Origin of the sequence: Rhizobium changzhiense (assembly GCF_013087625.1) — a bacterium.
Taxonomy (GTDB): Bacteria; Pseudomonadota; Alphaproteobacteria; order Rhizobiales; family Rhizobiaceae; genus Rhizobium; species Rhizobium sophorae.
Genome location: NZ_JABFCQ010000003.1, coordinates 159,090 through 171,958 on the forward strand (window position 1 = coordinate 159,090; position 12,869 = coordinate 171,958).

12 protein-coding genes are annotated in these 12,869 nt (G+C 62.7%); 9 read left to right on the forward strand and 3 right to left on the reverse strand.

All coding sequences use genetic code 11. From position 1 onward, the window contains the following. Window positions 1-7: 7 nt before the first annotated feature. Both G9X68_RS15870 and G9X68_RS15875 read right to left on the reverse strand, forming a co-directional pair. Window positions 8-730 carry a response regulator transcription factor gene (locus G9X68_RS15870; RefSeq protein WP_094088061.1) on the reverse strand — a complete coding sequence of 241 codons (723 nt, stop codon included), beginning with the start codon at window positions 728-730 and terminating at the stop codon, window positions 8-10. A gap of 13 nt (window positions 731-743) precedes the next feature. Continuing rightward, entirely contained in the window at window positions 744-1,982 is a 1,239-nt protein-coding gene (locus G9X68_RS15875; RefSeq protein ID WP_171603201.1) for a GAF domain-containing sensor histidine kinase, read from the reverse strand. 280 nt (window positions 1,983-2,262) lie between these two features. Between G9X68_RS15875 and G9X68_RS15880 the strand changes: the two genes are divergently transcribed. The 5 genes from G9X68_RS15880 to G9X68_RS15900 all read left to right on the forward strand — a co-directional run bounded on the left by G9X68_RS15880 (window position 2,263) and on the right by G9X68_RS15900 (window position 7,622). Beyond that, on the forward strand, window positions 2,263-3,279 hold the full coding sequence (locus G9X68_RS15880; RefSeq protein WP_171603202.1) for an ABC transporter substrate-binding protein: 1,017 nt from the start codon (window positions 2,263-2,265) through the stop codon (window positions 3,277-3,279). A gap of 71 nt (window positions 3,280-3,350) precedes the next feature. Further along, the gene (locus G9X68_RS15885) at window positions 3,351-4,802 is read left to right on the forward strand and encodes a sugar ABC transporter ATP-binding protein (protein WP_171603203.1); all 1,452 of its coding nucleotides are present in this window, start codon (window positions 3,351-3,353) and stop codon (window positions 4,800-4,802) included. Then, window positions 4,799-5,746: an ABC transporter permease gene (locus tag G9X68_RS15890; RefSeq protein ID WP_168308995.1), complete on the forward strand. Its 948-nt coding sequence runs from the start codon at window positions 4,799-4,801 to the stop codon at window positions 5,744-5,746. Before G9X68_RS15885 ends, G9X68_RS15890 begins: the two co-directional genes overlap by 4 nt. Then, window positions 5,743-6,693, forward strand: a complete 951-nt coding sequence (locus tag G9X68_RS15895) for an ABC transporter permease (RefSeq protein WP_171603204.1) — start codon at window positions 5,743-5,745, stop codon at window positions 6,691-6,693. Before G9X68_RS15890 ends, G9X68_RS15895 begins: the two co-directional genes overlap by 4 nt. A gap of 14 nt (window positions 6,694-6,707) precedes the next feature. Further along, window positions 6,708-7,622, forward strand: a complete 915-nt coding sequence (locus G9X68_RS15900; RefSeq protein ID WP_171603205.1) for an SMP-30/gluconolactonase/LRE family protein — start codon at window positions 6,708-6,710, stop codon at window positions 7,620-7,622. Between the two features lie 120 nt (window positions 7,623-7,742). Here G9X68_RS15900 and G9X68_RS15905 read toward each other — a convergent pair whose 3' ends face one another. Next, window positions 7,743-8,642 (reverse strand): LysR family transcriptional regulator, encoded by a 900-nt coding sequence (locus G9X68_RS15905; RefSeq protein ID WP_171603206.1) that lies wholly within the window; start codon window positions 8,640-8,642, stop codon window positions 7,743-7,745. Window positions 8,643-8,762: 120 nt separating this feature from the next. Here G9X68_RS15905 and G9X68_RS15910 point away from each other — a divergent pair, with 120 nt between their 5' ends. From G9X68_RS15910 to G9X68_RS15925, 4 genes are all read left to right on the forward strand, one after another. Further along, window positions 8,763-9,695, forward strand: a complete 933-nt coding sequence (locus G9X68_RS15910; protein WP_171603207.1) for a VOC family protein — start codon at window positions 8,763-8,765, stop codon at window positions 9,693-9,695. Between the two features lie 95 nt (window positions 9,696-9,790). Further along, window positions 9,791-10,480, forward strand: a complete 690-nt coding sequence (locus tag G9X68_RS15915) for a hydrolase (RefSeq protein WP_168308990.1) — start codon at window positions 9,791-9,793, stop codon at window positions 10,478-10,480. Between the two features lie 67 nt (window positions 10,481-10,547). Continuing rightward, complete coding sequence (locus G9X68_RS15920; protein WP_171603208.1) at window positions 10,548-10,838, forward strand: XapX domain-containing protein; 291 nt, start codon at window positions 10,548-10,550, stop codon at window positions 10,836-10,838. Next, entirely contained in the window at window positions 10,838-12,820 is a 1,983-nt protein-coding gene (locus tag G9X68_RS15925) for an amidohydrolase (RefSeq protein WP_171603209.1), read from the forward strand. Before G9X68_RS15920 ends, G9X68_RS15925 begins: the two co-directional genes overlap by 1 nt. The last annotated feature ends 49 nt before the right edge of the window (window positions 12,821-12,869 follow it).

Here is a 12,869-nt window from a genome sequence, read left to right on the forward strand (position 1 = left end):
CGCGTACTTACTTTCCCTCGAGCCATTCCTGCAGCTCTGCCTCCGCCCGCTCCAGAGCGCTGTAGTTCAAAAGTTTGCGCAGGAACGCGACCGTGACGGCGCGGGCGCGCAGATTGAAGCGGCCGTCCTCGTGGTCGTCGCCGGCGCTCTGGTAGACGTCGAGCTTGTCGTAGAGCTGCTGCAGGCGGTTCTGCACGCTGCGCAGCGAGAGACTCCGGCGTTTGGCGATGGCCCGGTCTGTGAGGCCGAGCGCGATATCGACGAGGATCTCGTATTCGGAATCGGTAAAGCCGTTCGTCTGGCCGAGGCTCTTCTGCTGCAGGCCCCGCACCTCGCGGTCGATGACGCACTGGCTCTCGATGAAGATCGAGCGCAGCGCAAGCTTCAGCCGCTCGTCGGAAGCGGATTTCAGCACGTAGCCATAGGCGGCGCCATCCGGCACGATGCGGGAGACGCCGCGCACATAGGCCTCGTCCGAGTAATTCGACCAGAACAGGATGCGGGTTTCCGGCCGCTCCTTCCAGATGGTGCGCGCCGCCTCGATGCCGTTGCGGTTGGCCATCTGCAGGTCCATGACGATATGCGCCGACTTGTGGTCGCGGGCGAGCTTCTCGCCGGCGGTTCCGTTCTCCGCCTCGATCACCGTGTCGCATTCCGGCAGGGCCGCGTTGACCGCCTCGTGCAGATAGGACCGGTGTAGCGGGTCGTCCTCGACGATCAGAACCTTCATGGTGCCCTTCTCCTCAGTTTGGCCCGCTCGGCGGGTCGTGCGGTGCGAGCGGTAGCACGACGCGCACCACAGTCCCGCGATTGTTGTGGCCGGGCCCGGTCGTGAAGCGCGCCGAAATCAGCCGCGCACGGGTCTTCATATTGTCGATGCCGCCGCCGATCCGTCCCCGCGCCTTGGCGAGCCCGGTCCCGTCGTCGGAGATTTCGATCGACAGCCGATCGTCGTCGGCCTCGAGCCGCACCATGACGGCCAGCGGCGCGGCATGGCGCACCGCATTGTTGATCGCCTCCTGCGCGATCCGGAACAGCGCGACACTGACGGTCGGTTCCAGTCGCTCCAGCGCGCCGTGCGTCTCGTCGACAAGGCCCCATTCGATGCCCGATCCGGTGTCGCGGGTCGATCGGTCCAGATGATGCTCGATCGCCTGGGCGAGGCCGAAGAGCTGGAGCACGGAGGGTTTTGCCTGTTCGATGATCTGCCGCAGATCCTGCATGCAGTGCTGCAGGGAGCGGGAGATCGGTTCCAGCGTCTCGGGCGCCAGCTCGCCGTTGCGCGACAGCCGATCGATCCGGCGGGCGAGCCGCGTCAGGTCGGCGAGCGTCTGATCGTGCAGGTCCATGCCGATGCGCTGGCGTTCCTGCTCCAGCGCTTCGGTAAGTTTCAGCGCACCTTGCCGTAAGCCCTCCTCGCGGGCGCGGGCCTCCGCCTCGACGATCGCCGAGCGTTGCGCCTGCTCGGCCGCCTGCAGCGCGAAGAAATAGGGCGTCAGCAGGTCGGCGATGATGCGGGCGCGTTCGATATCCTCCATCGTATAGACACCCGCCCTGTGCGACGAACAGGAAAGCGCTGCGATGATCGTGCCCTGCACCTTCATGGGCACATGCAAGCGGCTTCTCAGCGACTGTTCGACGATCGGCCGCTTGAATGCGCCCTCGAAGTGGAAACGCGGATCGGTCATGGCGTCGTCCGCCAGCAGAAAATCAACCTCGCCCCGGAGCAGCGAGCGGATTGGGCTGTTGACAACAGGCGCGCCGGCCAGGCCGCCCCAGGCAGTCTCGATGCCCGTCTCATAGGCGGTGTGGTAGTTGCCGCCCTCGAGCAGCACGCAGACATCGAGATGGTCGTGCGGGATGATATGGGCGACCTCTGCCGCGACGGAACGGATAGCCGAGCGAAAGTCGAGCTGGCCCGCGAGCAGCCGGGAAATGCCGAGATAATGGTCGAACATGGCTGCGGGTACGAGATGCAGCATCGTCAGTTCCTCCCGAGACGGCGCCGGGCTCCTCAACCCGCCGCGACTCCTTCCCAGTAAGCGCCTGCGGGAGCGCCGCCGTCTTGCGTAAACCCGCAGCTTGTTGCGCAAAACCCGCAAACGGATTGCCGCCTTGCCCCTGTACAGGCCGATCGATCTCCCGCATCCTGCCCTTACTGAGAGGAGGAAGCTCAGTGCAAGAACAATTTTCACTCGGACCCGATTTGGCCGGCAGGAGTGAAGCGATCCGCCGACCGGCGCGATCATCAGGGAGGAAGACATGACAATCCGCAAGATGCTTCTGGCATCGGCCGCTATTGCTTGCGCCGCGATGCCCGTTTCCGCCTTTGCCGACACGTCGGCCAAGAAAATTGCCCTATCAAACAATTATGCCGGAAACTCCTGGCGCCAGGCCATGCTGACGAGCTGGGGCAAGGTGACGGGCGAAGCCGTGAAGGCCGGCACCGTTGCCGCAGCCGATCCTTTCACCACCGCCGAGAACCAGGCGACGGAACAGGCCGCGCAGATTCAGAACATGATCCTGCAGGGCTATGATGCGATCGTGCTCAACGCCGCCTCGCCGACGGCGCTGAACGGCGCGGTCAAGGAGGCCTGCGACGCCGGCATCACCGTTGTTTCCTTCGACGGCATCGTGACCGAACCCTGCGCCTGGCGCATCGCCGTCAACTTCAAGGAAATGGGTCGCAGTGAGGTCGAGTACTTGTCGAAGAAGATTCCGGACGGCGGCAACCTGCTCGAGATCCGCGGCCTTGCCGGTGTCTTCGTGGACGACGAGATCTCTGCCGGCATTCACGAGGGCGTCAAGCAGTTCCCGCAGTTCAAGATTGTCGGCTCCGTTCACGGAGACTGGGCGCAGGACGTGGCGCAGAAGGCTGTTGCCGGCATCCTGCCGAGCCTGCCCGACATCGTCGGCGTGGTGACGCAGGGCGGCGACGGTTACGGCGCCGCACAGGCGATTGCCGCGACCGACCGGAAGATGCCGATCATCATCATGGGCAACCGCGAAGACGAACTGAAGTGGTGGAAGGAGCAGAAGGACGCGAAGGGTTACGAGACCATGTCCGTCTCCATCGCGCCTGGCGTTTCCACGCTCGCTTTCTGGGTGGCCCAGCAGATCCTCGACGGCAAGGAAGTCAAGAAGGACCTCGTCGTGCCCTTCCTGCGCATCGACCAGGACAATCTCGAAACCAACCTCGCCAATACCCAGGCCGGCGGCGTCGCCAACGTGGAATACACGCAGGCAGACGCAATCAAGGTCATCGAGCAGGCAAAGTAATTCTCCCGGCGACTGCCGCGCGACCGCAGAAGGTCGCGCGGCATTTTTTGCAAGCAGGCATGGCGGGCAGCATGGATGACGTTTTGAATGCGGTGATCGCCGTCGATGGCGCCAAGGTGAGTTTCGGCGCAGTCAGGGCACTCGATGGCGTGACCCTTCGCGTCATGCCGGGAGAATGCGTCGGGCTTGTCGGGCACAATGGAGCCGGCAAATCCACCATCGTCAGCGTGATTAACGGCGGTCTCACACCGCACGAAGGAAGTGTGGCGAGCGACGGCGAACGGCTGGAGCGCTATGGCATCAACGCTGCGCGTGCCCGCGGTGTGCGCTGCGTCTTCCAGGAGCTTTCGCTCTGCCCCAACCTTTCGATCGTCGAGAACACGCGCATCATGCATCGCCATCTCGGTGGCTTCGGTTGGCGGAAGCGCGCCGCGAAAATCATCGAGACGAGTCTCGACGCCGTCTTTCCCGGCCACGGCATCGACAGCAGCCGGACCGTGGGAGATCTTTCTATCGCCGAACGGCAGATGGTCGAAATCGCCATGGCCTTTTCCGACGCCGGCATTGCGCCGAGGCTGGTGATCCTCGACGAACCGACCTCGTCGCTCGATGCAAGCCTTGCCCGGCAGATGCTCGACCATGTCCGCCGCTTCATCGCCACGGGCGGGTCCGTTATCTTCATCTCGCATATCCTGCACGAGATCCTCGAAACCGCCGACCGCATCATCGTCATGAAGGACGGTCGCGTCGTCGCCGAACGTCCGGCGCAGCGCTTCGACCATTACGGCCTCGTGGAAGCGATGGGCACCGTTGCGAAGGAGGAGACCAAGCAGCGCTCGGGCCGTCAACAATCCACCGCTCCGCTCATTCTGTCCCATCAGGTGAAGGGCCTTTCCTTTGCGGCCCGCAAGGGGGAGATCATCGGACTGGCGGGTCTGGCGGGCCATGGGCAGACCGAGCTCCTGCTCGCGCTGCATGCCGCCCAGTCCGGCAATTGGCTGCCGGAGCGCGATCCGCGCGTCACCTTCGTCGCCGGCGACCGCCGTCTCAACGGTGTCTTCGAGCTGTGGAGCATCCTACGCAACTTCTCCATCGCCTCGCTCGGTGACCTGTCCCGGCGCGGCCTCATCCTCGCGGACGAAGAGCAGACGAAAGGCGCCGACTGGAAGCGGCGGATCGAGATTCGCACCCCCGATATGGACAACCGCATTCTGTCGCTTTCCGGCGGCAACCAACAGAAGGTGCTATTTGCCCGCGCGCTTGCGACGCGCGCACCTGTCGTGCTGATGGACGATCCGATGCGCGGCGTCGACGTCGGCACCAAGCAGGAGGTCTACGCGATCATCCGCGAGGAAGCGGCGCGCGGCCGCACCTTCATCTGGTACTCGACGGAGATGGACGAGGTCCGCCTCTGCGACCGCGTCTACGTCTTCCGCGAAGGCCGCATCACGACCGAACTCGCCGGTGATGCCGTCAACGAGACGAATATCATCGCCGCCTCCTTCGAAGGGGTCGCCGCATGACGTTTCGGCTGTCGTCCGACGCCATGCGTCTTGCTATTCCCGCCCTGTCGCTGACGTTGCTGCTCGCCGCCGTCTTCTGGCTGCAGCCGCGCGCCATGAGCTATGTCGGGCTCAACCTGCTGTTCAACCTGGCTGTGCCGATCGCGCTTGCGACGATCGCTCAGATGATCGTGATGGCGGTGAACGATCTCGATCTCTCGATGGGCGCCTTCGTCAGCTTCGTCGCCTGCGTCACCGCGACCTTTCTGCGGGATGCTCCCGTGATCGGCGTGCTGATCCTTGCCGGCGCGATCGCCACCTATGCGGCGCTCGGCGTCGTCATCTATCTGCGCAACCTGCCCTCCATTGTCGTGACCCTCGGCATGAGCTTCGTCTGGGGCGGCCTTGCCGTATTGCTGCTGCCGGCACCGGGCGGGCAGGCGCCGGACTGGGTTCGCTGGCTGATGACAGTCAAGCCGCCGCTGGCGCCGATGGCGATCGTCGCCAGCATCGTCATCGCCGCCGTAGCCCATCTTCTCGTCATGCGCTCCTCGCTCGGCGTGCTGATGCGTGGCATCGGCGGCAACCAACGCTCGGTCGAGCGCGCCGGTTGGTCGATCGTCGGGGCGCGCGCGAGCGCCTATGGTCTTGCCGGCCTCTTTGCGGTGCTCGCCGGCATTGCCCTCGTCGGCCTGACCACCTCGGCTGATGCCAATATCGCGCTGCGCTACACGCTGCTGTCGATCGCCGGCGTGATCCTTGGCGGCGGCGAGTTCATCGGCGGCCGCGTCTCCCCGATCGGCGCCGTCATCGGCGCGCTGACACTGACGCTCGCCGGTTCGTTCCTGTCCTTCCTGCGCATCTCGCCGGACTGGCAGATCGGGGCTCAGGGCGCAATCCTGATCATCGTGCTGGCACTTCGCCTGATGCTGAATCGCCTGGAGAAGCGGGAGAAACGCCGATGACCCCACTCCTGCGCCTTTTCGGCAAACCCTGGATCTGGTCGTGGCTTGCCGCCTTCGTCGTCTGGTTCCTGACGATCATGGTGACGCTCGGCGCCAGCACGCTTGGCCTGTCGCAGGCAGCGCTGACCTTCGCGGCCTTCTCGGTCATCGTCGGCATCGGCCAGATGTTCGTCATCACGCTCGGCCCCGGCAACATCGATCTCTCGGTTCCCGCCACCATGACGCTTGCCGGCACGGTGGCGCTGAAGCTGATGAATGTCGAAAACGGTATGATCCTGCCGGGCCTTCTCGTCGCCATCGTCATCGGCCTTGTCGTCGGCCTCGGCAATTATGCACTCATCAAGGCGCTGCGCATTCCGCCGATCATCGCCACACTGTCCATGAGCTTCATCGTGCAGTCTGCGGCGATCTGGACGAACCGGGGATTGCGTATCAAGCCTCCGAGCGTGCTGGCGGAGTTCACCACGTCGAACACGCTCGGCGTGCCGAACGTGGCAATCGTCGCACTCCTCATCTCGCTGCTTGCCTGGTTCCTGCTCGAGAAGTCGATCTACGGGCGCTGGATCTCGGCGATCGGCCAGAGCATGCCGGCCGCGCGCATGGCGGGCATACCGGTCGACGGCACGCGTTTTGTCACCTACCTTTTCTGCGCCGTGCTCGCCTCGGTCGCCGGCTATCTGCTCGCCTGCTTCTCGGGCGGCGCCGCACTCAACATGGGCTCGGAATATCTCTTGATGTCGATCGCCGTCGTCGTGATCGGCGGCACGGCGGTTGCCGGCGGCGATTCCAACGTGCCGGGCATCTGGGGCGCATCGCTCTTCATGTTCCTGGTCGTCTCCATGCTCAACACGTACGGGCTCGGCGCGGGTATCCGCCTGATCATGACCGGCCTCATCATCATCAGCGTCATCATGCTCGCCGGCGGTCGCCGAGCCGGCATGCGATAATTAGGAAGACAGCCATGGCCGAGGCCAGCATTTATGAAATCCACGACCCGCGCTTCCGGCAGATGATCGTAACCAGCGCCGGCCTCGACGAACTCTATTCCGGCTGCCGCTGGGCGGAGGGTCCCGTCTGGTTCAACGACGCGAACCAGCTGCTCTGGAGCGATATTCCCAACCAGCGCATGCTGCGTTGGACGCCCGAGAGCGGCGTTTCCGTCTATCGCCAACCGTCGAACTTCACCAACGGCCATACGCGCGACCGGCAGGGACGGCTGATCTCCTGCGAACATGGAACGCGCCGCGTCACCCGCACCGAGGTCGACGGCTCGATCACCGTGCTCGCCGACCGCTTCGAGGGCGCCAGGCTTAATTCGCCGAACGATGTGGTGGTGAAATCAGACGGCATGATCTGGTTCACCGATCCGACCTACGGCATCATGTCAGACTATGAAGGCTATCGCGCCGAGCCGGAGCAGGCGACCCGCAACGTCTACCGGCTCGATCCGATGACCGGCGCGCTTGCGGCGGTCGTCACGGATTTCACCCAACCGAACGGTCTCGCCTTTTCGCCCGACGAGACAATCCTCTATGTGGCGGATTCGGCCGCCAGCCATGACGAAAGCCTGCCGCGTCACATCCGCGCTTTCGACGTGGTCGATGGCAACAGGCTGACGAACGGCCGCGTCTTCTGCCTCATCGACAATGGCATCCCGGACGGCATCCGCACCGACGTCAACGGGAACCTATGGTCGAGTGCCGCCGATGGCGTGCATTGCTTCGACCCGGCAGGCAAACTGATCGGCAAGATCCGCGTACCCCAGACCGTCGCCAACCTCACCTTCGGCGGGCCTCAACGCAACCGGCTGTTTATCGCGGCGACGCGGTCGGTTTATTCGGTTTACGTTGCTGTGAGCGGGGCTCAGGTGCCGTGAGGTTGGTCGCCTTGAACAGGTTCGAACGAGCGGCACCTTGGGGACAATAGAGCTGTTGAAAAGCCGGGGCCGTCGGGTGCAGCAATATCCGTTTCGAAAACCTTTAAAAACAAACCCGGTTCATTCGATTGCCGAAAAAAACGCCGGGATCTGTTGCTCGAAGAACTTTGAGAACGAGGCGATACGCGGCGGTAGTGCCTGATACGGGGGGTAATAGAGTGTCAGCCACAAGTCCGGCGGCGACCAGTCCGGCAGGACGTGGACAAGCCGTCCGGTCCGAAGATGCTCGGCCACATGGAACTTGGGTAGCATGGCGACCCCGGCGCCGTCGGCGGCCATGCTCGCCAGCACCTCTCCGCTATTGGCGCTGAATGCCCGGCCCGCAGAAAACGTGGCGCTACCACTGCCGTCCGACAGCGCCCAGGTTTCCCGCTTGCTGTCACCGCTGTAGGCCAGGCAATCGTCGGGAATGAGCTCGTTCGGATGCTTCATGTCGGCAAACCGGCTGCCCGGCGCTGCGACGAGGATACGGCGCACGACACTGATCTTGCGCCAGATCGTGAACTTGTCCGAGGGTGCCGCGGAAATGCGGATTGCCAGATCATAGTCGTCATCGATGATGTCAACGAGTCCATCCGCAAGCGAGATCTCGAAGCTGATCTTCGGGTAGCGTTCCTTGAATGCCGAAAGGATGGGCGGCAGGACCTGCCGGCCGAACCAGGTCGGCGCGCTGATTCGCAGGCGGCCATGATCCGCCTTGTGGGTATTCATCACGTCCTTGCGTGCGTTGTCCAACGCCTGCACCGCCGGCTGTATCTGGGCGGCGAAGATCGCGCCGTCGGTCGTCAGCGATACCTGGCGCGTGGTCCGCACGAAGAGTTGCACGCCCAGGTCTTCTTCCAGGGCCGCGATCGCCCGCGTGACGGCTGCGGGGGTCATGTCGAGTTCGCGCGCGACCTGCGCGAAGTTCCGTTTCTCGGCGGCCAGCAGAAAGGTTCGCAGCAGCTTGTAGTCGTTCATTGATTATTTCATCCATGGCAATTCACTAACAATTATTATTGCAATTCTGACCGATGATCAACGGGCGTAGGTTTTCAATCACACCAGACAAACCAACGCCGCCGCGGAAGGGCAAGCATCATGATCAAGGATATCAAGGGACTGCATCATATCACGTCGATGGCATCGGATGCCCGCCAGAACAACGCATTCTTCACAGACACGCTCGGCCTGCGCCGCGTCAAGAAGACCGTGAATTTCGACGACCCCAACGTCTACCACCTCTATTACGGTGACGAGGCCGGCACCCCCGGCTCCGTCATGACCTACTTCCCTTTTCCCGACGTGATGCGCGGCCGCCCGGGCGTCGGCGAAGTCAGCGAAACACAGTTCGCGGTGCCTAAGGGCTCACTCTCCTTCTGGCAGGATCGCCTGTCGGTAAAGGGAGCCGGTGACCTGCATACCGACACTGCCTTCGGCGCTGCCCGCCTCCTGTTCAAAGGGCCGGACGGCGAAGGGTTTGCCCTTGTCGAAACGGAAAACGATGGCCGCAAGGCCTGGAATGGCGCCGGCATCGACGAAAGCGTCGGCATCCGCGGCTTCACCGGTGCCAAGTTCCGCCTGCATGACGCCGCTGCCACGTCCGAACTGCTCGGTTTCATGGGCTACCAGCGCGCTGAGACGGATGGCGATGTGACCCGCTTCATCATGCCCGGCGGCAATGGTGCCGATACGATCGACCTCGAGGTTCTTGCGAAAACGCCTTTCGCAAGGCAGGGCGCGGGTTCGGTGCATCACATCGCCTTCGCCGTCGAGAACCGCGCAAAGCAGCTCGAAGTTCGCAAGGCCCTGATGGATACAGGATACCAGGTGACACCTGTCATCGACCGCGATTACTTCTGGGCTATCTACTTCCGCACACCCGGCGGCGTCCTGTTCGAAATCGCCACGAACGAACCCGGTTTCGACCGCGACGAAGACACGGCACACCTCGGCGAGGCTTTGAAACTGCCGGCTCGTTACGAGCCCTATCGTGACCAGATCGAAGCCGGGCTAACACCGCTCGCCGCCTGAGGTCGCTTTCCAACAATAAGGCGGCATAACTTTCAAGACGTGCCGCCTTCCCTGCCCCATTACCTACCTTCAACCCAGTCAAAGGAAGACACGAGATGTCCAGCAAGCTTCAGGTCCTCACCCCGCAGAACAGTCAGATCATCTTTATCGATCAGCAGCCGCAGATGGCCTTCGGCGTCCAATCGATCGACCGCCAGGTCTTGAAGAACAACGTGGTCGCTCTTGCCAAGGCAGCCAGGATCTTCAACATCCCGACCACCATCACCACCGTCGAGACCGACAGCTTCTCGGGCAACACTTTCCCGGAACTGCTCGCTGTCGTCCCGGACAATGATATCCTTGAGCGCACGTCGATGAATTCCTGGGACGACCAGAACGTCCGCGACGCGCTTGCCAAGCAGGCTGCCGATGGCCGCAAGAAGATTGTCGTCGCCGGCCTCTGGACGGAGGTTTGCAACACGACCTTCGCACTCTCCTGCATGAACGACACCGACTATGAGATCTACATGGTTGCGGATGCTTCCGGCGGCACGTCCGTCGATGCGCACAAATATGCGATGGACCGCATGGTGCAGGCCGGCGTCGTTCCGGTCACCTGGCAGCAGGTCCTGCTCGAATGGCAGCGCGATTGGGCTCGCAAGGAAACCTACGATGCGGTCACGTCGCTGGTGAAGGAGCATTCCGGCGCCTACGGCATGGGCATCGATTATGCTGTTACGCATGTCCACGGTGGTGCCGAACGCGTCAAGCACGGCAAGCGGATCGGCCCGAACCCTGCCAAGTAAGCCGTCAATCACTCCGGCCGGCTGCGTCCTGCCGGAGTGATTTTCTTTCACCACGCGAGGTTCCCCCATGAAACTCTATCTTCTTTCACTTGGTGCCGGCCTGCTGGTGGGCGTGATCTACAGCCTGCTCAATGTCCGCTCGCCTGCCCCGCCTGTCGTCGCGCTCATCGGGCTGCTCGGCATCCTTGTCGGCGAGCAGCTCGTACCGCTGGCAAAGAGCATCTGGGCTCGAGAGGCTGTCGCCGTCTCCTGGTTTCATCAGGTCAAGCCGCACATGTTCGGTCACCTGCCGAAAGGTGGGGAAACCGTGGTGGCGGTGAACCCACCCCATGAAGATTTAACATCGGGGAAAAGCTGATGACGACGCGCCGCACATTCCTGGGCGCAGCATCGAGCCTCGCCTTTTCAAACTTGTTTTCACAGGCCGATGCCGCCGATCCCATCAAGACCGGAGACGCTTCCATGTATGCAGATATCGTTCTTCACAATGGATTGATCACGACGCTTGATCGCGCAAATCCGAACGCCACCGCAGTCGCCGTCAAGGACGGCCTATTCATGGACGTGGGTACCGACCGCGACGTCATGGTGCTCGCCGGACCGGATACGAAGATCGTCGATCTCAAGGGCAAGCGTGTACTGCCTGGTCTGATCGACAATCACACCCACGTTGTGCGGGGCGGTCTCAACTTCAACATGGAGCTCCGCTGGGACGGCGTCCGCTCGCTCGCCGATGCGATGGACATGCTCAGACGGCAAGTCGCCATCACGCCTGCCCCACAATGGGTGCGTGTCGTCGGCGGCTTCACCGAACACCAGTTCGCCGAAAAACGCCTGCCGACGATCGACGAGATCAATGCTATTGCACCCGATACGCCTGTCTTCCTGTTGCATCTCTATGACCGCGCACTACTCAACGGTGCCGCCCTTCGCGCCGTCGGCTATACCAAGGACACGCCGAACCCTCCGGGCGGCGAGATCACGCGCGACGCCAAAGGCAATCCGACGGGACTTTTGCTTGCCAAGCCGAATGCGGGCATTCTCTATTCGACTTTGTCGAAGGGCCCCAAGCTTCCGTTCGAATATCAAGTCAATTCCACCCGCCATTTCATGCGCGAACTCAACCGGCTGGGCATCACCGGCGTCATTGATGCCGGCGGCGGATTTCAGAATTACCCGGACGACTATGCGGTGATCCAGAAGCTTTCGGACGAGGACCAGCTTACGGTACGTCTGGCCTACAATCTCTTCACGCAGAAGCCGAAGGAAGAGAAGCAGGATTTCCTCAACTGGACGCAGTCGGTCAAATACAAGCAGGGTAACGACTATTTCCGCCACAACGGTGCGGGGGAGATGTTGGTCTTTTCCGCCGCCGACTTCGAAGACTTCCGTCAGCCCCGCCCGGACATGCCGCCGGAAATGGAAGGCGAACTGGAGGACGTCGTTCGGGTGTTGGCCGAAAACCGCTGGCCTTGGCGGCTTCACGCCACCTATGACGAAACGATCAGCCGCTCGCTCGATGTGTTCGAGAAGGTCAACAAGGATATCCCGCTCGAGGGCCTCAACTGGTTCTTCGACCATGCCGAGACGATTTCCGATCGCTCGATCGACCGGATCGCAGCGCTCGGTGGCGGCATCGCCACGCAGCACCGCATGGCCTATCAGGGCGAATATTTCGTCGAGCGATACGGCCACGGCGTTGCAGAAGCGACACCGCCGATCAGGCGCATGCTTGATAAGGGCATCAACGTCTCCGCCGGCACCGATGCGACGCGCGTCGCCTCCTATAACCCCTGGGTCTCGCTTTCATGGATGGTGACCGGCAAGACCGTTGGCGGCATGCAGCTCTATCCACGTGCCAACTGCCTCGACCGCGAGACGGCGCTGCGCATGTGGACCGAGAAGGTCACCTGGTTTTCCAACGAAGAAGGCAAGAAGGGCCGGATCGAAAAGGGCCAGTTCGCCGATCTCGTCGTGCCGGACAGGGACTTCTTCACCTGCGCAGAGGACGAGATCTCGTTTCTCACCTCGCAGTTGACCATGGTCGGCGGCAAGATCGTCTTCGGTGCGGGCGACTTCAAGTCTCTCGACGAGAACGACGTGCCTCCCGCCATGCCGGACTGGTCTCCCGTGCGCACGTTCGGCGGCTACGCGGCATGGGGCGAACCGCAGGGCGCAGGCATGAACTCGTTGCGCCGTACCGCGATCTCAACGTGCGGTTGCGCCAGTTCCTGCAACGTTCATGGTCACGACCACGCCGGTGCCTGGACATCGAAGCTGCCGATTGCCGATCTCAAGGGCTTCTTCGGTGCGCTTGGTTGTGCCTGCTGGGCCGTCTGACCCCGCGCGGTTAGCGATCACATTGAGTGGGCAGCGGCCTCCGCTGCCC

Excerpts from the sequence above, each read along its gene's own strand:
- G9X68_RS15870 (WP_094088061.1), bottom strand. The coding sequence starts at position 730 with ATGAAGGTTCTGATCGTCGAGGACGACCCGCTACACCGGTCCTATCTG.
- G9X68_RS15875 (WP_171603201.1), bottom strand. The coding sequence starts at position 1,982 with ATGCTGCATCTCGTACCCGCAGCCATGTTCGACCATTATCTCGGCATT.
- G9X68_RS15880 (WP_171603202.1), top strand. The coding sequence starts at position 2,263 with ATGACAATCCGCAAGATGCTTCTGGCATCGGCCGCTATTGCTTGCGCC.
- G9X68_RS15885 (WP_171603203.1), top strand. The coding sequence starts at position 3,351 with ATGGATGACGTTTTGAATGCGGTGATCGCCGTCGATGGCGCCAAGGTG.
- G9X68_RS15890 (WP_168308995.1), top strand. The coding sequence starts at position 4,799 with ATGACGTTTCGGCTGTCGTCCGACGCCATGCGTCTTGCTATTCCCGCC.
- G9X68_RS15895 (WP_171603204.1), top strand. The coding sequence starts at position 5,743 with ATGACCCCACTCCTGCGCCTTTTCGGCAAACCCTGGATCTGGTCGTGG.
- G9X68_RS15900 (WP_171603205.1), top strand. The coding sequence starts at position 6,708 with ATGGCCGAGGCCAGCATTTATGAAATCCACGACCCGCGCTTCCGGCAG.
- G9X68_RS15905 (WP_171603206.1), bottom strand. The coding sequence starts at position 8,642 with ATGAACGACTACAAGCTGCTGCGAACCTTTCTGCTGGCCGCCGAGAAA.
- G9X68_RS15910 (WP_171603207.1), top strand. The coding sequence starts at position 8,763 with ATGATCAAGGATATCAAGGGACTGCATCATATCACGTCGATGGCATCG.
- G9X68_RS15915 (WP_168308990.1), top strand. The coding sequence starts at position 9,791 with ATGTCCAGCAAGCTTCAGGTCCTCACCCCGCAGAACAGTCAGATCATC.
- G9X68_RS15920 (WP_171603208.1), top strand. The coding sequence starts at position 10,548 with ATGAAACTCTATCTTCTTTCACTTGGTGCCGGCCTGCTGGTGGGCGTG.
- G9X68_RS15925 (WP_171603209.1), top strand. The coding sequence starts at position 10,838 with ATGACGACGCGCCGCACATTCCTGGGCGCAGCATCGAGCCTCGCCTTT.